This window comes from Prolixibacteraceae bacterium, assembly GCA_019856515.1.
GTDB lineage: Bacteria > Bacteroidota > Bacteroidia > Bacteroidales > Prolixibacteraceae > Halosquirtibacter > Halosquirtibacter xylanolyticus.
On the sequence record CP082230.1, the window covers coordinates 2,062,942 to 2,079,627 of the forward strand.

Annotated in this window: 22 protein-coding genes; 19 read left to right on the plus strand and 3 right to left on the minus strand. The window is 37.6% G+C overall.

The window, feature by feature from the left end; all coding sequences use genetic code 11:
• The first annotated feature begins 1 nt into the window (after nt 1).
• Together K5X82_07340 and K5X82_07345 are read left to right on the plus strand one after the other, a co-directional pair.
• Nucleotides 2-637, plus strand: coding sequence for an HK97 family phage prohead protease (locus K5X82_07340; GenBank protein QZT38704.1), 636 nt, complete (start codon nt 2-4; stop codon nt 635-637).
• Nucleotides 627-1,877, plus strand: coding sequence for a hypothetical protein (locus K5X82_07345; protein ID QZT38705.1), 1,251 nt, complete (start codon nt 627-629; stop codon nt 1,875-1,877). Before K5X82_07340 ends, K5X82_07345 begins: the two co-directional genes overlap by 11 nt.
• 27 nt (nt 1,878-1,904) lie before the next feature.
• Here the strand turns inward: K5X82_07345 and K5X82_07350 are convergent, their stop codons facing one another.
• The gene (locus K5X82_07350) at nt 1,905-2,096 is read right to left on the minus strand and encodes a hypothetical protein (GenBank protein ID QZT38706.1); all 192 of its coding nucleotides are present in this window, start codon (nt 2,094-2,096) and stop codon (nt 1,905-1,907) included.
• 100 nt (nt 2,097-2,196) lie between these two features.
• Between K5X82_07350 and K5X82_07355 the strand changes: the two genes are divergently transcribed.
• From K5X82_07355 to K5X82_07365, 3 genes are read left to right on the plus strand one after another with little or no spacing between them, the layout of a single operon-like run.
• Complete coding sequence (locus tag K5X82_07355; protein QZT38707.1) at nt 2,197-2,766, plus strand: phage gp6-like head-tail connector protein; 570 nt, start codon at nt 2,197-2,199, stop codon at nt 2,764-2,766.
• A gap of 6 nt (nt 2,767-2,772) precedes the next feature.
• Nucleotides 2,773-3,126 carry a phage head closure protein gene (locus K5X82_07360; protein QZT38708.1) on the plus strand — a complete coding sequence of 118 codons (354 nt, stop codon included), beginning with the start codon at nt 2,773-2,775 and terminating at the stop codon, nt 3,124-3,126.
• On the plus strand, nt 3,119-3,607 hold the full coding sequence (locus K5X82_07365; protein ID QZT38709.1) for a hypothetical protein: 489 nt from the start codon (nt 3,119-3,121) through the stop codon (nt 3,605-3,607). Before K5X82_07360 ends, K5X82_07365 begins: the two co-directional genes overlap by 8 nt.
• Here the strand turns inward: K5X82_07365 and K5X82_07370 are convergent.
• Together K5X82_07370 and K5X82_07375 are read right to left on the minus strand one after the other, a co-directional pair.
• Complete coding sequence (locus tag K5X82_07370; protein ID QZT38710.1) at nt 3,602-4,276, minus strand: hypothetical protein; 675 nt, start codon at nt 4,274-4,276, stop codon at nt 3,602-3,604. The genes K5X82_07365 and K5X82_07370 overlap by 6 nt on opposite strands.
• Complete coding sequence (locus tag K5X82_07375) at nt 4,277-4,954, minus strand: hypothetical protein (GenBank protein QZT38711.1); 678 nt, start codon at nt 4,952-4,954, stop codon at nt 4,277-4,279. It lies immediately after the preceding gene.
• Nucleotides 4,955-5,015: 61 nt separating this feature from the next.
• Between K5X82_07375 and K5X82_07380 the strand changes: the two genes are divergently transcribed.
• The 14 genes from K5X82_07380 to K5X82_07445 all read left to right on the plus strand — a co-directional run bounded on the left by K5X82_07380 (nt 5,016) and on the right by K5X82_07445 (nt 16,678).
• Nucleotides 5,016-5,393 (plus strand): hypothetical protein, encoded by a 378-nt coding sequence (locus K5X82_07380; GenBank protein QZT38712.1) that lies wholly within the window; start codon nt 5,016-5,018, stop codon nt 5,391-5,393.
• The gene (locus tag K5X82_07385) at nt 5,387-5,608 is read left to right on the plus strand and encodes a hypothetical protein (protein QZT38713.1); all 222 of its coding nucleotides are present in this window, start codon (nt 5,387-5,389) and stop codon (nt 5,606-5,608) included. Before K5X82_07380 ends, K5X82_07385 begins: the two co-directional genes overlap by 7 nt.
• 32 nt (nt 5,609-5,640) lie before the next feature.
• The gene (locus K5X82_07390; GenBank protein QZT38714.1) at nt 5,641-6,099 is read left to right on the plus strand and encodes a phage tail protein; all 459 of its coding nucleotides are present in this window, start codon (nt 5,641-5,643) and stop codon (nt 6,097-6,099) included.
• A 2-nt stretch (nt 6,100-6,101) separates the two neighbouring features.
• Nucleotides 6,102-6,542 (plus strand): hypothetical protein, encoded by a 441-nt coding sequence (locus K5X82_07395; protein QZT38715.1) that lies wholly within the window; start codon nt 6,102-6,104, stop codon nt 6,540-6,542.
• Nucleotides 6,539-6,691 carry a hypothetical protein gene (locus K5X82_07400; protein ID QZT38716.1) on the plus strand — a complete coding sequence of 51 codons (153 nt, stop codon included), beginning with the start codon at nt 6,539-6,541 and terminating at the stop codon, nt 6,689-6,691. Before K5X82_07395 ends, K5X82_07400 begins: the two co-directional genes overlap by 4 nt.
• Entirely contained in the window at nt 6,681-8,483 is a 1,803-nt protein-coding gene (locus tag K5X82_07405; protein ID QZT38717.1) for a hypothetical protein, read from the plus strand. Before K5X82_07400 ends, K5X82_07405 begins: the two co-directional genes overlap by 11 nt.
• A 92-nt stretch (nt 8,484-8,575) precedes the next feature.
• On the plus strand, nt 8,576-10,795 hold the full coding sequence (locus tag K5X82_07410; protein QZT38718.1) for a hypothetical protein: 2,220 nt from the start codon (nt 8,576-8,578) through the stop codon (nt 10,793-10,795).
• Nucleotides 10,752-13,865: a hypothetical protein gene (locus tag K5X82_07415; GenBank protein QZT38719.1), complete on the plus strand. Its 3,114-nt coding sequence runs from the start codon at nt 10,752-10,754 to the stop codon at nt 13,863-13,865. Before K5X82_07410 ends, K5X82_07415 begins: the two co-directional genes overlap by 44 nt.
• 11 nt (nt 13,866-13,876) lie before the next feature.
• Complete coding sequence (locus K5X82_07420) at nt 13,877-14,167, plus strand: hypothetical protein (GenBank protein QZT38720.1); 291 nt, start codon at nt 13,877-13,879, stop codon at nt 14,165-14,167.
• Between the two features lie 59 nt (nt 14,168-14,226).
• The gene (locus K5X82_07425; GenBank protein QZT38721.1) at nt 14,227-14,514 is read left to right on the plus strand and encodes a hypothetical protein; all 288 of its coding nucleotides are present in this window, start codon (nt 14,227-14,229) and stop codon (nt 14,512-14,514) included.
• Nucleotides 14,511-14,960, plus strand: a complete 450-nt coding sequence (locus K5X82_07430; GenBank protein QZT38722.1) for a hypothetical protein — start codon at nt 14,511-14,513, stop codon at nt 14,958-14,960. Before K5X82_07425 ends, K5X82_07430 begins: the two co-directional genes overlap by 4 nt.
• Before the next feature lie 27 nt (nt 14,961-14,987).
• A complete protein-coding gene (locus tag K5X82_07435) occupies nt 14,988-15,260 on the plus strand; it encodes a hypothetical protein (GenBank protein ID QZT38723.1) in 273 nt (90 codons plus the stop codon).
• Between the two features lie 163 nt (nt 15,261-15,423).
• Nucleotides 15,424-16,215 (plus strand): DNA adenine methylase, encoded by a 792-nt coding sequence (locus tag K5X82_07440; GenBank protein QZT38724.1) that lies wholly within the window; start codon nt 15,424-15,426, stop codon nt 16,213-16,215.
• A 94-nt stretch (nt 16,216-16,309) separates the two neighbouring features.
• Nucleotides 16,310-16,678 (plus strand): hypothetical protein, encoded by a 369-nt coding sequence (locus K5X82_07445; GenBank protein ID QZT38725.1) that lies wholly within the window; start codon nt 16,310-16,312, stop codon nt 16,676-16,678.
• Nucleotides 16,679-16,686 lie beyond the last annotated feature (8 nt).

The window sequence follows — 16,686 nt, forward strand, 5'->3', positions numbered from 1 at the left end:
TATGGACAAGTATACACTAAAGCGCAACATCAAAGAACGTATCCAGGTACGATCTGAGGAGGGCGAAAACGGGGAAAGATATATCGAAGGGTATGCCTCTATTTTCAATCATCGTTCCAAGCTACTCCGAGAATGGGGGGACGTGTTTTATGAAGAGATTGCCCCTGGAGCTTTCGACAATATTCTTCAAGATACTGGACTAAACTGTTTGGCCACTGTAGATCATTGTCGAAGTAAGATGTTAGGAAGAACAATATCTGGAACCTTAGAACTTAGTGTGGATGAAAAGGGATTGAAATATCGTATCAAAGTACCGAACACCACACTAGGAAATGATATTTATGAGATGGTCTCCAGAGGGGATTATTACGAAAGTTCGTTCATCTTCTCTATTGCAGAAAAAGGGATAACGGTAGATCGTAGCGAAGAGATTGAAGTAAGAAAGGTGACAGATATCTTAAAGTTATGGGATATCTCCATTGTCATTGATGGAGCCTATGCAGACACCCAAGTAAATGCACGTTCTAAAGAGTTCCAGTTTGAGCAGGAAGGAAAACAACGAAAAACCTCCTCTATATTATTAAAACAACGAAAAAGAGAAGTAGAATTTCTTAAACTATTTAGCAATGAAAATTGATGAACTAAAGATTGAAAGAGCGCAAAAGACAGAAGAGCTTGAAAACCTTCTAAAGCGTTCGGAAAAAGAGAACCGTGATTTCTCAGAAGAAGAAGAGACACAATATGATAATTTGCGAAATCAAGTTCGTTCTTTAAACAAGAAGATCGAACGCATGGAAGAGGTCAACACTTTTTCACGCTCTTATCTCCCACACAAAAGAGGAAAAGGAGAAGAAGGTACAGATGATGATGACGAAGAAGATGATGATGACGAAAAAAAGAAACCGAAACGTTCAAAATCTCCGTCATATAACCGAAACAACCATCAATATGATGTTTCGAAAGCTATCCGAGAATATTCACGTAATGCATCTTGTGATGCTTTGACGGGATTAGAAGCAGAGACACACCAAGAGCTTCAAAGAAATTGCCCAGAGGCCAAAGGACTTTTAATTCCTACTCATGCCAGAGCACACAACACAGGAAACCACGCTGGAACATTAGATGTAGTTCAAACAGGATTAAGCATTATTGCACCAGAACCGCTATATCGAATGATGGGGTGTACCATCTTAGAAGGTGTTCACGGTGTTTTGAAACTAAGTAAGGCATCAGCAGCAACAGCAGAAACCAAAAATGAAGGAGAAGCAATCACACAAGGAATCAATAAACCAGAATCTGTAACATTATCACCTATTCGTTATGGCGTGAGTGATAAATGGTCTCAGGAACTTCTTTCACAAGAAAACCCTGCTGTTCATGCGGCTTTGCTTAATGATATGTACAAGGCTTGTGATCGTAAAATTACAGAGGATGTTTTTGCTAAGGCGAAAGCTGCAGCAAGAGAGGTTACAGCAGCATTTGACGAAGCTGGATTTAATAAGTTAATGTCAGAGGTGGAACTCCCTGGAGCTTTTGCCATGAGTAGAAATTTATTCTTCAAAGGGAAAGCCATCAAATTTGATGAAGGTTCTGGAAGACGACTACTTGAGATTGGAAAACAGAATGGTGTGGGCCTAAACTGGGAGGGTGTTGGATCTTTCTACACCTCACTATTCAAAGATGCAGCCAAAGATAAACGACTTCTTTATGGTGCATGGAGTGAAATGTGGGTCGGCTTATGGTCAGGATTGGAAGTTCTAATCAACCCATACACTTATCAAAAGAATGGTGAAACAGAAATCACAGTAAACCGCCTTGCAAATATGGCAGTAAGAAACAATGCTGCATTTGTCAAGAGTACTCATATCGAAGGGTAAAAAGGAATCTAAAGGAAGATAACCCCACTAAGGTATCTTCCTTTCTTTGTTATTTGATCTGGTACCACCAAAATGACCCAAGAGCAATAAAACAAAATTCTTTGCCAATTCTGGTGCAAACTTGAAAATTACTACGAGTAATATAACGCCCCCTCCAACTATAACAATCGTTTCTTTATCACTCAAGATTAAAGACTTTTTTTCATCTTTATATTCCATAACATAAATTTTAAATTGCTGAACATATTTTTATTATAGTCCCTTAATTTTTATCTACCCAGAAATCCCTAAGATTTTATGTACTATATTATCGAAAAGGATGATACAAGTTTTTACAGGAAAACACTCGCAATTCATTGGTGATAGAGGGATAACACTTTCCGAATTAAAACAACAATTAAACGTTGAGGAAGAATATACAGACGATAATCTATTACTGGAGACGTTTTTGGGAACGGCTGTTGAGGCCATTGAGAATATGATTAATGGTCATATTCAGCATAAAGAGATAATCCAAGAAATTGACCTAGAAAAAGGGAATACCTTCTATTTTCCTATTGCGCCATTAGTTTCTATTCAAGGAGTGAAGGCAATCAACCCAGATAATCAAGAATGGGAAACCGTTTCTGTGGTTTATGAACTTACAGAAAGGTATAACGGTTTTATCTTGAAGTTTGCCTCTTTGCCTTCAAATACACCCTCTAAGCTACAAATAACGTATGAAGTGGGTTATCCCTCAAATGAGATTCCAAAACCTTTAAAACAGGCTATTTTAGTACAGGCTGCCGACTTCTACGATTCGGAACGAAGTGGATATACCGCTTCGGGACTGCAAAAGACAAATTTAGTAGAGAGATTGGTCTCTCCTTATATTCGTTGTTATTGGTAATTGCTTATGTTGGCCACAACGTTAAGAACACCGATTACGCTCTTTCAGAAAGAGACGGAATCCAATAGTTATGGAGAAGAGAAAGAGGTCTATTCTCCCCTACTTCATTTAAAGTGTGGATTGTTTTATCAAAAATCTAACGAAACTCTTATCGGAGGGGAACTGGAAACCGTATCCCAAACAATACGTTTTAAGATCCGATTTCGAAAGATTATTAATGAAGAACTCGTCATTCTTATGGAAGACCAATTCTACAATATCAAGAGTATAGAGAAAGATCCACGCAAACATTTTATGATTCTGGAGGGGACCAAAATACCTAAAGGAGCCATCAAATTAAAATCACCGGGCAATGAGTAATACCATTTCATCAAGTAGTGTGGATGTAAAAATGTTAGATGATCTAGCAAAATTTCTTCATGAAGCAGGAAAGAAGAATGTTCATCCAGATATTAAAAAGGTAGTCAATGAATCACATCGTTTGGCTGCCAAACCTATTATACAAGGAGCGAGAGGGAGACTTAAGAAACACAAGGTCACTGGAAACCTAGCCAAATCGATTGGTTTTGTTCCTCTTTCGACAAAAAACCAATTACGATCTAAGGTAGGAGCTCGTTCTTTTGGACGATTTAAAGGATACCACGGTTATTTAGTGAACCGTGGTTCCGTGGTCCGAAAAACCGAGACTGGAGCCAATCGTGGAACGATGCCTGGTTTCGGTTACTGGGACGACACCATCAAGAATGAAGGACGTACTTCAGAAAGTCAAATGACCAAACATATGCAAGATGGCCTCGAAAAATATATGCAAAAGCAGCTAAAAAAAATAAAAATTCTATAAGTTATTAACAATAATACTGTCTTTCCAATCTTTATCAATCTTAGAAAACGATTCGAGTTTATTTAACTGTTTAGTTGATATATTCTCTTCAAAAATATTCTTTTTCACAATCGTATTAATTCTTTCTCCTGTGAATCTTTCAACATTATTCACAACAATACTATCAATATTATTACTCGTTACTTCATCATGAATTTTACCATAAAAATTGTAATCCATAAATATAGCACCTATTAAAAGCAATAATAAGATAAAATGAGGTGCAAAAAGAAGTAATTTGTTTATATTATTTGCACCAAATAAAATGTGTATTAGTCCTGCAAACACAGATACAGAGCACGTTAATCCAATAATCAAAACAATTGCACTTGGCAGTGAATGTGATGAACTAACGATATTTACATTAATAATTAAAAGTGCCATTACAGAAGAAAATAATCCAATTATCTCAAAACTCTTATGTGTTGCTGATTTTAATTTCTGCTCAAACTCTTCAAATCGAGTCTCATAACTATCAAGTCGATCATTAAAACGAGCAACAGCATCATCTTCAAAGTTATCTGTTGTATCGTTTTCTTGGTTTACATTATAACCATCCTCTGTCTCTGTAATTCGATATTCCTCTGAAATGTTTTCTAAATTATCGTCAGTCTGATCTACCCAAGCCATTTAGTTGTAAAGATTAGTTATACTATAGATTGTATTATCAATTAATCTTTCTATCAAAGAACTAAAAGCATGTAGATTATTACGATAACTTTTCTTTGTGGAAAGATCTATTTCACTATTAGTACTATGACTATTGGTCAGAATAAAGCCAGAAGTTAGTTTATTATTTAACGTAATTGACTTTGTATTAATTGATTCTGTTTTAACAATATCTACATCTTCTTCTTTATCTTTTTGACTAAACTTTAGATTGATATCATTAAAATCATTAGGATTCAGCTTATCTGATAGGATCTTATCTTTTAACTTTGGAAGTATATATTCACTCTCTATAAAAGAAATACGTACAACCTCAACTCTCTTAATTTTAAATTTTTCAACTATTCTGCTCAAAAAACTGAGTGTTAAATCATTTTGAGGTTTCGTCCATATCTCAACTCTTATTTTTGAAAATGTCATTCTGAAAAGCTCTCCTACAGTAATAACCATACGTTTTAGATCTGCAGGATCAGAATCATTCACAGGGTACTCGCTTATAGATATTTTCTTTTTAAACCTTTTTAAATCCTGAACCAAATCATTTGAAAATGATTTATAATCAATCTTCTGTGGATCTATCTGCAGATTTATATTTAACTGCAATAAATACATTTTTGGCTTATGAGTATCTTTCTCCATTACTATTATGCTATTACAACCTTACAAAGGTATATTTTTGTCCTATATTATAGAAACTTCTATGATAGGAAATATTATTCGCACCATCTTACTTGACAATCCAAAGATTAAAAGCATTGTTGGGGAAGAGATCCAGCCCATCAAAGTACAATCCGAAGATTTACCAGCAATATGTTATCGTGTCACCTTTATTCCAGGAAGAGGAAAGATGGCACAAAAGAATCAGGAATACCAAGTGGAGCTCGTCACTTTCTTTGACTCTTATAGTGATTCCTGGGAATTATCCATGTTAATCCATGAAACACTGGAGGAGGCACGACGAAAAGAGTTTAATGGGCGCACCATTGCAGATCTTCAATGTAACAGCATCACAGATGATTACGAATACAACCTGGACACTTACGGGCAAAAAATCAACTTTAAGGTGGTGGTATGTTAAAAGAACAAGAGATCTATAACGCTACGGTGGATATCATCAACAAGCGTAAAGAAACAAAGAAAGGACCATTCCAAGCGATGGTTAAAGACTATATCCAACATCTTGGGTATTTCCCTCGAGCGGAACTGTGGGAGTTGGTTAAAAATCAAAATATCAAATGTGGACAAACTTTAAACAGTTGGTATTTTCTTCCACTCCTTTCTCCAGAACAATAAACCATCCCATATATTAAAGAAAATAGAACGTTATGGCAAATATTATTGCATGTGGATCGGACTTCTTAATCTTTGTTGAGGAGGGATCTGGAGAAGATAAAACTTTTAAGGCAATCGGAGGACAAACCAGTGCGGAGATCTCGGACGATAACGATCAGAGAGAGACCACCACCAAGTTAGACCGTAATGGGGCAAACTATGAGTATGGTCGTGAGCGTTGGTCTGTATCGGTGGATTTGGAACGTATTGACGAGAAAGATCCAGATAACAGCGTGATCAAGTTTGAGCTGTTGGAAGATTGGAAAAAAGAACATGTTAAACCAACCATCGTTGGAGCATGGATCACCAAAGAGGGAGAGGTCGATAAAACCCGACGTATCTATCGAGGTCAAGCCATGGTCAAACTATCCAGTTCATTCCCTAATGGGGAGAATGCCACAGGAAGTTTAAGTCTGCAAGGGATTGGGGAACTAGAACATATCAAACCTTAATCATGAAGCACGATATTATTTCAATACAAGGAGAATCCTACAAGGTGGGGTTCTCTTTTATGGCCATCAAAGAGTATGAAGAGTTGACAGGGAAGTCCGTGGCTGAATGTACCACCACCTACGACACCCTACTATTGATGTTTTGTACTCTAAGAGCTAAGAACAAAACCTTCTTACTCAACTTAGATCAGTTCATTGCTTTTATGGATGAAAATCCAGAGCTATTGAATGATTTCCAGTTTACCGATGGCAAAGAAGATAAAAAAAAAGTGTCGTTGATGAAGACATTGGGGATGGGGAAGACTTTAGGGTTATGGATGCTTTCTATATTGCTGTGGTTTGCTCCCATTTGGATCCCTATTATTTTTGGCATGATGCTACTCTGGAAGATCTGGACGCTTGTAATCGTGGTTTTCAAAATGATTGGGAGAAAGTCCGCATGATCGCAAACCCTATACGTGCTATTGGTGGTGATAAAAAAGGAGTTGTTTTTCCTTGGGATAAAACCAAAGAAACAAAGAGTGTGGCCACACTCAATAAAGCAGGTAAATCATTGTCAAACATCTTAAATCAATCGAACCATGGCAGGTAAAACGACCAGTGTAGCAGTGGAGTTTAAGGCCAAGATGGGGCCTTATATGTCTGGACTTCGTAAAGGGAGCGAAAAGACCAAGGAGTTTGGTAGCAGTGTAAAGAATGGATTTGGAGAAGCGAAGGGAGGGGTTCAATCCCTTGTTTCTGTAATTCAAGGTGATTTTACCGCTCTTCCATCCGTTTTTAAATCTGCAGGAACATCCGCAAAGGGTTTTTCAACAAGTCTCAAAGGAATAAAACTCGCATTGATATCTACGGGTATCGGTGCGATTGTTGTTGCTTTGGGGTTAGCCGTAGCAGCTTTAACAGAATACTTCACAAGTACCAGAGATGGGGAAATTGCTTTTAAAAAAGTAATGAATGGCATTAATGCAGTGATCGGCCCCATTAAGCATAGTATCGGAGAACTAGGAAAAGCCGTTTATCTCATGATGACAGGTGACTTTAAAAAAGCTTGGAAGGTAGCCTCTGAATCATTCGATAAAACTAAGGGGCAAATCACGGCAAATCTAGACGACTTGAAAACACAAGTTGATGAATTTGGCAATATTAAAATCGGAGATGATGGCAAACCTATGATTGGGATGAATGACCTGGAGGAAGATTTAATAAATCGGCGACAAAGTTTTGCTATCGAGGAAATGCGATTGCAAAGAGAAATTTCACAACTTAGAAATAAAGCCAATGCAGAGGATTTATATTCAGCAAAAGAGAGAGTATCATTCATTAACCAAGCACTTCAGAAACAAAATGAGCTAGGTAATAAGAAACTTAAACTGGCACAAGATGAATTCACCCTGGAGCACAAGAAAGCCAACCAAGGAGATAACAATATTGAAGATGATCAAGCTCTCGTCGATCGTGAAATGAAAATTGAGTCTGTTCAAAAAAGTATTGCAGACCAAAGCCGTAGAATGCTAGAGACACAACAACGTATCAATAGGGAAATAGGCAAAGAGGTAGAGCAGAGAGCAGCAGCCGTTCAGAAGGTCAAAGAAGAGAATGAAGCCATATCAAAGCAGTTAGAACAGGAGATGGATAAAGAGATGGATGCTGATCTAAATCAAGAAGTTCAGATCACTACTCCAAAAGGATTCTTTCAAGGGTTTGAAGATCGTATTGCAGAACTAAGAGAAAAACAACAATCGGCCCTAACATTGGATGCGTGGAAGAGTTACCAGGAGGAGATCGAAAAGACTAATCAACATATGAATGATTTAAAGTCGACCACAGAACAGATGCCTTCAACTAATGAACAGATTATGTCTGTGGCCAACTCATTCGGAACTCTTGGGGGTGCTATTGGAGGAGCCACGGGTCAATGGCTTTCATTTGCTGCAAATATGCTTAAGGCCATACCTCAATTGATCACGAGTATATTGGCTTTGACCGCAACGGAAACCGCATCTAGTGCCACCGTTACCGCAGCCAAAGGAGCAGAAGCCGTAACCAAAGCAACGGCTTCGGGTGCTGCACTACCTTTCCCTTTAAATATTGCGGCCATTGCTGCAGGTGTTGCAGGGGTAGTAAGTGCATTGGCCACAAAACCCAAGATCCCACATTTTGCCACTGGAGGGGCTGTATTTGGTGACACCATCGCAAGGGTTGGCGAATACAATGGGGCCAGATATGATCCTGAGATTATCCAACGTAGAAGTACCATAGAAGGATGGTTACAAAAATCATCTATGAACAATGGTATGAATGGAGAGGTTATTTTCAGAATTGAAGGGGACACCATGGAAGGAACATTAGTTAATAATAGGTCTCGTAATGATCGAATGGGATAGTATATATTATTACGAATCATGTCTCATTAAGTTTTTAGTACTGTTTAAATGATAGAGGGGACCACGTGTCCCCTTTCTTAATTTCTCAAATTATGAATGTATTTGCCCACACCTATTTCACCGATCCACAAGGAACCGTGTTTAGATTGGATTTCTTAAAAGTAGGACATAGCGGTCCAACAAGAGAAATAACAGGGACAGGATCACCCTTTAAACTCAAACTTCCAAACGTTGGCCATAAGTTCCAAGTGGTTTGTGGTACTGGTTGTAAACTAAAACTAAATAGCCCAAGCGATAGAGCTCTATTAGATCTTTACACTATCCAGATGCAGGATATTCAATTGAGGTTTTACAGAGAACAGGAGATGATCTGGTGTGGTTGGTTAGATTCAGAGCTATACGAAGAAGACTACAGCGAATACCGTAATTATCCTGTGAACTTAACGGGCAATGATGGGTTGAACCTTCTCTCCAGGATTAACTTTATTCAAGATAATGGGAAGCTATTTACTGGAGAGATGAAGATGTTCGATGTCCTTAAGTCCATCATTGGTAAATTAGGACTACCATACAAGAAATTATATCTTCTATCTGGAACGAAGATAGTGGTTTCAGAGTCGGAGAAATTGGGAGCTATTGAACATCTAAGCATTTTAACAGACAACTATCTGGACAAAGACAAAAAGCCATTATCACTAAGAGAAGTACTGGAGGAGATGTTCAAGCCTTTTGGATTACAGCTTAAGTGCAGTAATGGGAATATTTGGATTATGGACACCCATCATCAAGCACAAAAGGGGATTATTTCTGCTGTATGCTATGATCTGGAGAACAACTGGAGCCGTTCAGAATTACAAGTGAACCTCATTAAAGATATTTCTGCCATTGGTTTTTATCAAACAGGTGGGACCTTAAAAAAGATGTCTGGATATAATGAGCAAGAGATCACCTATTCTCCTAAAGTCACGCCATCGTTAGGAGCTCCTAAAGTAGAAGATACAAAGATGTGGGATAAAGCACCACAATACTCTTTTTGGAAACGTGGACGGTCCTATATGCATGAAGGACATGCAGGCAGCCATACGCAAGTATTATATGAGACACTAAAAAAGAGTACTGGAAATTCAATGAGTAGATATTTTACGTTTTTGAATGACTATGCGGACCTTCAAGGAATACAAGGAAGTGGAACCAATAAAGAGGATCCTACAGAATCAAATCATTTGGCTTTGATTAATCCCAATTATAATAGGACAAGGCCTACCAGTTTTAATCCCCAGTGGAGTGTCAAATATATCCCACATCAATATATAATAGGGAATGAACATACTATGTTGAGGATCTCTTTTGAAGCTTTTGTTTTAACCTCGGAGAATCCATTTGATGATCAAAGAGATCCTGTTTTAGGTCTGAACATTCCTCTTAAGGTTACAATAGGATCAAAGTCAATTGATTTAACTTACAATTGGGAACAAGATTCAAGCAACTATATCTATGCAGTGGTAAGAGATAAAAAAGCAGGAGGAGACATTGCCGAGAAGTGGACGAAGGTCACAGGCAAAGGATATTCTCCATATGCTAATTCTAGGGTTATTCTCAGTGATACTGGAATTGTTTTACCTGTTCCTCCTGGATTATCTGGAGAGATGTTGATATCATTCGCATCCAATATTAAAACGTTTAGACACAACCAACAGGATGGAATATCTAACCATTACAAGACTGTAAGGGAAGTACAAATAAAAAATATCAAAGTAGAGTTAGTGGAACCGAAAGGGAAAGCCCATGAATACGCCCCTATCAAAAGCAATGATATCACCTACACAGGGAAAATGAATCACTATTTCAAAGAGAAAGGGAAAGAGATTAAAATCATTCATGGCACCTCAATATCTGCAGGTGAAAAAGGAGCTTTAATTTTCCGTAGTGGGGACACTTCTTCCATAGTCAACACTTTTGAAAGAGCTGGTGTTCAAAACAAGATTGAGAAGTTGCTTCTTAGATCTATCATGAGCAATTACAAAAGGGCACATTTGGGCCTAACCTCTATCAGATTAAACAATGATCTCATGGTCCATCAAACCATTACAGATAGTAGAGTATTCGGAAATAAAGTATTCCGTATCTCTGGGGGATCGATTGATTATTATAATGGTTGTGCTGAGGTCTCCATGGTTGAGGTTTTTGAGGATACAGAAGAGATTATCGAGTCACAAAACACACCACCAATAAACCAACCAGGAACAAACCCAAGTGATCCTCCTCAAGGTGGAACCACACCACCTACCACAAGTGGAAGAGGTCGACAATGATTGTCTATATATTAAAGAAAATATGTTTGTTGAGGAGAGAAAAAAGCCATCCAGTTCGAACACCGGAACAAATACAGAGATCTTCATAAATGCTGAGGGAAGCGAATCACGCTTTCTTTGGAATAAAGATGAGATCAAGGTGGATGAAGAAAGTTATCTCCGTGTTTTAGGTCAAAAGGTTAATGCTGCAAATTCGGATCTTATTGGAGGGAAAGCACCATCACATTATTGGAACAAAGAGACTTTACGAGTAGATGGGGACAAATACCTTCGTGTGTCTGGAGAGAAGATAAAAGCATTGAACAGCGATCTTTTTGCAGGGAAAGAGCTTTCATTCTTTGCCACTTCTAAAGCCCTACAACAACATAGTAATGATACAGGAATACATACATCTGTTGAGGAAAAAAGAAATTGGGAGAGGGCCTGGTCATGGATTCATGGTAATACCGTAGAGGATAAGGTCAAAAAGGCAATGAATAGTGACCATTTGGGGGGCCTTCTCCCCTCTCAATTTATCAGAAGAGACAAACATCAAGAAGTTCAAGGCGCACTCTATTCTCCTGGTTATTCATCTGGCTTTGCAGGATCTGGAGCAGTTATTGATTTTCCCAATGGGATGATCGAATTAGATAAACTAACAGTACGTAAAGAGGCCACTTTCTTTGATTTGGTTATCCAACAAATGAAATATATTGGAGGATCACAGGTTGTTTCTGCAGGTGCAATAAAAGTAAATCATGTTCAAGAAACAGGAGATACATGGAGGTGTTATTTCGAGCCCTTACAAGGAGCCGTTTCAAATCCATTAGTAACTAATGATATTGTACGTTGTCAACGCTTTGGTACTACGTCCAAATACTATAGTGCCATAGTTGTTGATAGCGGTTTAGACTATGTCGATCTTTCCAAAGAAACCTATGACGGGACACTCCTTCCAGAAGTGGGAGATCACCTGGTCCAATTTGGAAATACTGAAATTTCCGACCGACAATCTCTTATTGTCATCTCTTCTATGGGTAGCAGTAGCCCTTCCATTGATCTTTTAAGTGGTGTAGATAGCTTTTCTTTAGATAACAAGCTTGTGCAACGTATTGGAAACTTAGACGGTGTTACTGACCCTGCCATGGGAAGACTCTCTGGTTATGGTATGTATGCCGAAAATGTTTATCTCAAAGGTCGTTTTGTTTTAGATAGTGGGGATGAAATTGGAACAGTTCTTTCCAGTAAAGCAAATAGTTCAAGTGTTACAAATATGGTTCGTGGGCTTAACAATCGTATTGCTGCAGAAACATCCAGGACAAACCAACAAGTAGACGAGAATAAAAGACAAATTGCAACCCAAGAACAGAATCTTACAAACTTGAAAATTGGAGGTCGTAACTTTGCTTTAGATTCAGATAGTGAAAAATCAATTCGAGGGTATCGCGGAACCTTTTACAGATTTTCTCAACCTCTTAACCAGAATGAACAGTATACATTTTCATTCAAACTGAAAAGCAAATCAAATGATCGAGTAGACGTTTATTTTACGGACAGATATGGAGGCAACCCAAGGCAAACAGTTAAAGCTTATTTATCGCTGAACGATCAACCAATTACTATTACAACAGATCAAGCATGGAATGGTATATGTATATATCAAGAAACAGATCAAGCCGATGCATTATGTGTTATAGAATGGATTAAAGTAGAAAAAGGAAATAAAGCTACGGACTGGACACCTGCACCAGAAGATACCGACCTTAAAATACAACAGGTAAGAGAAACACTTGAAAGCTCCATTACACAAACAAGCGAAGCAATATCACTAAAGGTAAGTAAGACATATGTAGATGATAAGGTTAGCAATATTCAGAATGTAGGCATTAACCTATTTAGAGAAAGTCTTTATGAGAATTGGAATCATGTTTATGGATTCGCTGCACAAACAGTTTATCTTGATGCAGGTCAAGAGTATACTTTTTCTTTTGAAGGAAAGATAAATCAAGAAGCAATTAATAACAAAAAGGAATTACGAGGATTTCTTTATTACCCTGATTGGAGTTGGAATCATTCAATTGCAATTAAATCACTTGATGAGTCTAAAGTGTCTCACACTTTTACTCCTCCAAAGTCTGGAAACATTTCGCTTACTTTTTACATGTTTCCAAGCGGAGGCACATATAAAGGAAGTGTTTATCTGAAACGTTTTAAACTAGAGAAAGGCAATAAAGCCACGGATTGGTCTCCAGCAATAACAGACCATGTTTTTAAGAAATCGATTATCTCAGAGATCAATCAATCAGCAGAAGCAATAAAGATCAGTGCAAGTAAGATTCAAATTGATGGAACCACCACCTTCGCACCAGGCTTTAAGTTTGGAGTTGCTAGATTGGATAATACAATTATTGAAGGGGGGTATATCAAAACATCATTGATTAATGCCAAACAGATCACCGCACTTGGAAACATTACTGCAGGGAGCTTTAATCTAGGAAATGGAAAGTTTGTTGTTACACAAGACGGTCAACTAACAGCACAAGGGGCTAATATCATTGGTAATCTTAAAACAGGAACAGGATCAACACGATTGGAATTTGATTCACAATGGAACCTTTTAAAATTCTACAAGAATGATCGTACAATCTTATCACTGGGAGCCAATCGTAATGGATTATCATTCTACCTTACAGGAGACCACGGTGGAATGAGAATTGATGCTGCAAAATCAGGGCATGCACTTTCAATATATGGAAGTGTTCTTATAAACGGTGGGACAGCTTATTTACCAGAAGTAAAATTAAGAGATGGAATAACAATAACACGAAGATCTAGAAGTGTTTATGTTGGAGATTGTGAAGCTCCAGACTTTCGAAAATGGATTTCTATATCAGGCATGGGGGTTACTTCAACATCCTATATTGTTTTAGGATCATTTTATATCAAAGATGGAACAGCATGGCAGGACAATGATGTTATTTGGTCTATTCAAGGAAAAACAACAACAGGATTCTATCTAAGTATGAGAGAAGTAGCATCAACTGCTCAACATCTATACTTTGAGTTTATTATTATTGACACAGTCATCTAATTATCACTATTATGAATAAAATACAAGACATTAAAATTCAGGATTTGGCAGGGAATGACCTTCGCAAAGCCATCATTAAAGAGAACTCATTGCAACCCGATTTTATCGAGAAACATTTGGGTAACTACGTCTACACACAAGGAAGTGCGGATGTATATGAAATAGGTTCAAAGATCTATAACAATGAAGCCTTTGAATTGGAAGAATCACAAAAAGAAGAGTTCTTTAAACTCATTAATAAGTGCTTTGATGGTTTCCCTCCCATTGTTCCAAGATCCATTATTTCAAGTTTAGAAGCATAAATAAGAAGCCACTGTTTGAGTGGCTTTTTTCATGTCTATATATTAAGAAAAACAACATCATGTCGGAACTAGGAATTCAACTTATAGGAGTTGCTTTTGCTGCACTTCTTGGGGCCTTTGGGTGGATGATCAATATCCAACTAAAGCACAATAAAGAATTCGCTGTATCTCTTAACCAGTTAAGCGTGGCCATTCAAGATCTATCAAAGACCATTGCTGTATTGGAGACAAGGGATAAAGCGAGAGAAGAACGAACAAATAACGATTCACATCAAGTAATGAAAAGGCTGGATCGTTTAGAAAAGACCGTATCTAGAATTCAAATAAATCAAAATGTAGGAGCATGAAAGAACTTAAACAGAGGGTAAAGCAATACTTTGGTTTGAAAGAATTGGTTTGCCCAGAGGTATATCACAAGTATGGAGATCGTGCCTGGTCATTCTTTGACCCAAGACTCTTAGAAACTTTGGTATACTTAAGAGAGAAAATTGATCGTCCTTTTTATGTGAACAATTGGGACCAAGGAGGCAGCTATTCACAAAGGGGACTAAGATGTAATCAATGTGAATTAGTCAAAAGTGCGACGATGCAAGATCGAATTTACATGTCGGCACATTCTCAAGGGCAAGGCATTGATTTTGATGTGGAAGGCATGCAAGCGCATGAGGTACGAAAACTTATCCTTGAAATACAAGAAGAGCTCCCCTATCCTATTCGTCTGGAGAACCATGTTTGTTGGGTGCATTTGGATGTAAGAGAGACAGGGTCTCAAGTCTATATTTTCAACCCATAACTTATGTTTTTCTTAAGACGTTTATTTATGAAAGGAGGAATCAAAGACGTAGCGGATGCGGTCAAAGAAACCGCATCCAAGGTTATCAAGAATAGTGCTACTGGAGACAAACAGGACGCCAGACGTTTTAACAAGGGAGAAGGTTGGCTGGATAGGAATATCCATGAATTGGTTATTCTTATTATTCTAGTCTGTGTCATCTTTGCAGCTCATATCGGCATAGCAGACGACACAGTAAAGAAGCTAACCGAATACTTAGGATTGATTATTGCCTTTCTCTTTGGAAGGCCCAAGAGGTAATTAAATTTCAAATTCATTAATGAACATTACGCAGAAAAGAAACAGTTTACACAAGGCAGCACATCGGCGGTAAAGCTTGGGAAAGATCTGTACAGGAGGAGATAATATGGTGAAGAGGTACAGATCTATTTTTCACCAAGTTTTAACCAGATGAAATAATTCGATGAAGCCACCAATTACTTATTACGGAGGAAAACAAAAATTAGTAAAACACTTATTACCATTAGTACCAGAACATAATCTATATGCGGAGCCATTCTTTGGAGGAGGTGCACTATTTTGGGCAAAGGAACCGTCCAATGTTGAGGTAATCAATGATTGTGATAGAGAGCTTATCAACTTCTATGAGGTAATGAAAAGAGATTTTGAAGCTCTAAAAGGAATGATGGATGCCTCTTTACATTCAAGAACATCACATAATGATGCGCAAGTAATCCTTAAAAACCCTCACCTCTTTACATCGGTACAAAGAGCCTGGTCCATTTGGGTATTATCAAGCCAGAGCTTTTCATCTATGTTAGATGGAGCGTGGGGATATGATGTTAAGAAAGCATCAACATCGACCAAAGTGCATAACCAGAAGCTACGGTTTCAATCAGTGTACCAGGAGAGACTTTCAAGAGTACAGATAGAATCGACCGACGCAATTCGAATTATTAAAAGCCGTGATCGTGTAGATTCATTCTTCTATTGTGATCCACCTTACTATAATAGTGACTGTGGACACTACGATGGTTACACATTAGAGGATTACACTTTGTTACTGGAGACTTTATCCAACATTCAAGGGAAGTTTATTTTAAGTAGTTATCCATCCCCGATCCTGGATAACTTCACAAAGGAGAAAGGATGGTATCAAAAAGAGTTTATCCAACGTGTTAGTGTCAATAACTGTTCAAGGAAGAAAGACAAAAACAAAAGAGAGGTAATCACAGCCAATTTCGAGATTATATAATTAAGATTATCTTTTGGAAAAGCTATGACAATAATCACAAAGAATAAATTATTGTTAAACGAATATTGTACGAAATAATTGTAAAATAAAGGTTATGGATGAACCAAGAATGAAGTATGAATTTTTAGTTAAAACTGCATTTAAATGCCAACGACTAGGAGATCCATTCAAATATGCAATCGCCGATAATTATAGTGGAAATATAAGGAAGATTGGTCATCAATTGATTTCTGGAATTTCATTATCTTTAATCAAGATAGCATATGAAAATGAAGATAATACGGAATACCCAGATCTATATGACGATTTGATTTATTTAGATAATAAATTGTGGAAAGTAGCAATCACTTGTTGGAAAGAGGACACCACTATTTCTCGAAACAATGCTGCTATACAAATAGATGAAATCATAGATGAAGGAACTTTGGTGATTAAAAATGCAGGGATAACACCTTTCAATTAATCACTTTA

What these genes read in the sequence shown, in the direction of transcription:
- K5X82_07340 (QZT38704.1), top strand. Translation starts at nt 2, where the DNA reads ATGGACAAGTATACACTAAAGCGCAACATCAAAGAACGTATCCAGGTA.
- K5X82_07345 (QZT38705.1), top strand. Translation starts at nt 627, where the DNA reads ATGAAAATTGATGAACTAAAGATTGAAAGAGCGCAAAAGACAGAAGAG.
- K5X82_07350 (QZT38706.1), bottom strand. Translation starts at nt 2,096, where the DNA reads ATGGAATATAAAGATGAAAAAAAGTCTTTAATCTTGAGTGATAAAGAA.
- K5X82_07355 (QZT38707.1), top strand. Translation starts at nt 2,197, where the DNA reads ATGATACAAGTTTTTACAGGAAAACACTCGCAATTCATTGGTGATAGA.
- K5X82_07360 (QZT38708.1), top strand. Translation starts at nt 2,773, where the DNA reads ATGTTGGCCACAACGTTAAGAACACCGATTACGCTCTTTCAGAAAGAG.
- K5X82_07365 (QZT38709.1), top strand. Translation starts at nt 3,119, where the DNA reads ATGAGTAATACCATTTCATCAAGTAGTGTGGATGTAAAAATGTTAGAT.
- K5X82_07370 (QZT38710.1), bottom strand. Translation starts at nt 4,276, where the DNA reads ATGGCTTGGGTAGATCAGACTGACGATAATTTAGAAAACATTTCAGAG.
- K5X82_07375 (QZT38711.1), bottom strand. Translation starts at nt 4,954, where the DNA reads ATGGAGAAAGATACTCATAAGCCAAAAATGTATTTATTGCAGTTAAAT.
- K5X82_07380 (QZT38712.1), top strand. Translation starts at nt 5,016, where the DNA reads ATGATAGGAAATATTATTCGCACCATCTTACTTGACAATCCAAAGATT.
- K5X82_07385 (QZT38713.1), top strand. Translation starts at nt 5,387, where the DNA reads ATGTTAAAAGAACAAGAGATCTATAACGCTACGGTGGATATCATCAAC.
- K5X82_07390 (QZT38714.1), top strand. Translation starts at nt 5,641, where the DNA reads ATGGCAAATATTATTGCATGTGGATCGGACTTCTTAATCTTTGTTGAG.
- K5X82_07395 (QZT38715.1), top strand. Translation starts at nt 6,102, where the DNA reads ATGAAGCACGATATTATTTCAATACAAGGAGAATCCTACAAGGTGGGG.
- K5X82_07400 (QZT38716.1), top strand. Translation starts at nt 6,539, where the DNA reads ATGATCGCAAACCCTATACGTGCTATTGGTGGTGATAAAAAAGGAGTT.
- K5X82_07405 (QZT38717.1), top strand. Translation starts at nt 6,681, where the DNA reads ATGGCAGGTAAAACGACCAGTGTAGCAGTGGAGTTTAAGGCCAAGATG.
- K5X82_07410 (QZT38718.1), top strand. Translation starts at nt 8,576, where the DNA reads ATGAATGTATTTGCCCACACCTATTTCACCGATCCACAAGGAACCGTG.
- K5X82_07420 (QZT38720.1), top strand. Translation starts at nt 13,877, where the DNA reads ATGAATAAAATACAAGACATTAAAATTCAGGATTTGGCAGGGAATGAC.
- K5X82_07425 (QZT38721.1), top strand. Translation starts at nt 14,227, where the DNA reads ATGTCGGAACTAGGAATTCAACTTATAGGAGTTGCTTTTGCTGCACTT.
- K5X82_07430 (QZT38722.1), top strand. Translation starts at nt 14,511, where the DNA reads ATGAAAGAACTTAAACAGAGGGTAAAGCAATACTTTGGTTTGAAAGAA.
- K5X82_07435 (QZT38723.1), top strand. Translation starts at nt 14,988, where the DNA reads ATGAAAGGAGGAATCAAAGACGTAGCGGATGCGGTCAAAGAAACCGCA.
- K5X82_07440 (QZT38724.1), top strand. Translation starts at nt 15,424, where the DNA reads ATGAAGCCACCAATTACTTATTACGGAGGAAAACAAAAATTAGTAAAA.
- K5X82_07445 (QZT38725.1), top strand. Translation starts at nt 16,310, where the DNA reads ATGGATGAACCAAGAATGAAGTATGAATTTTTAGTTAAAACTGCATTT.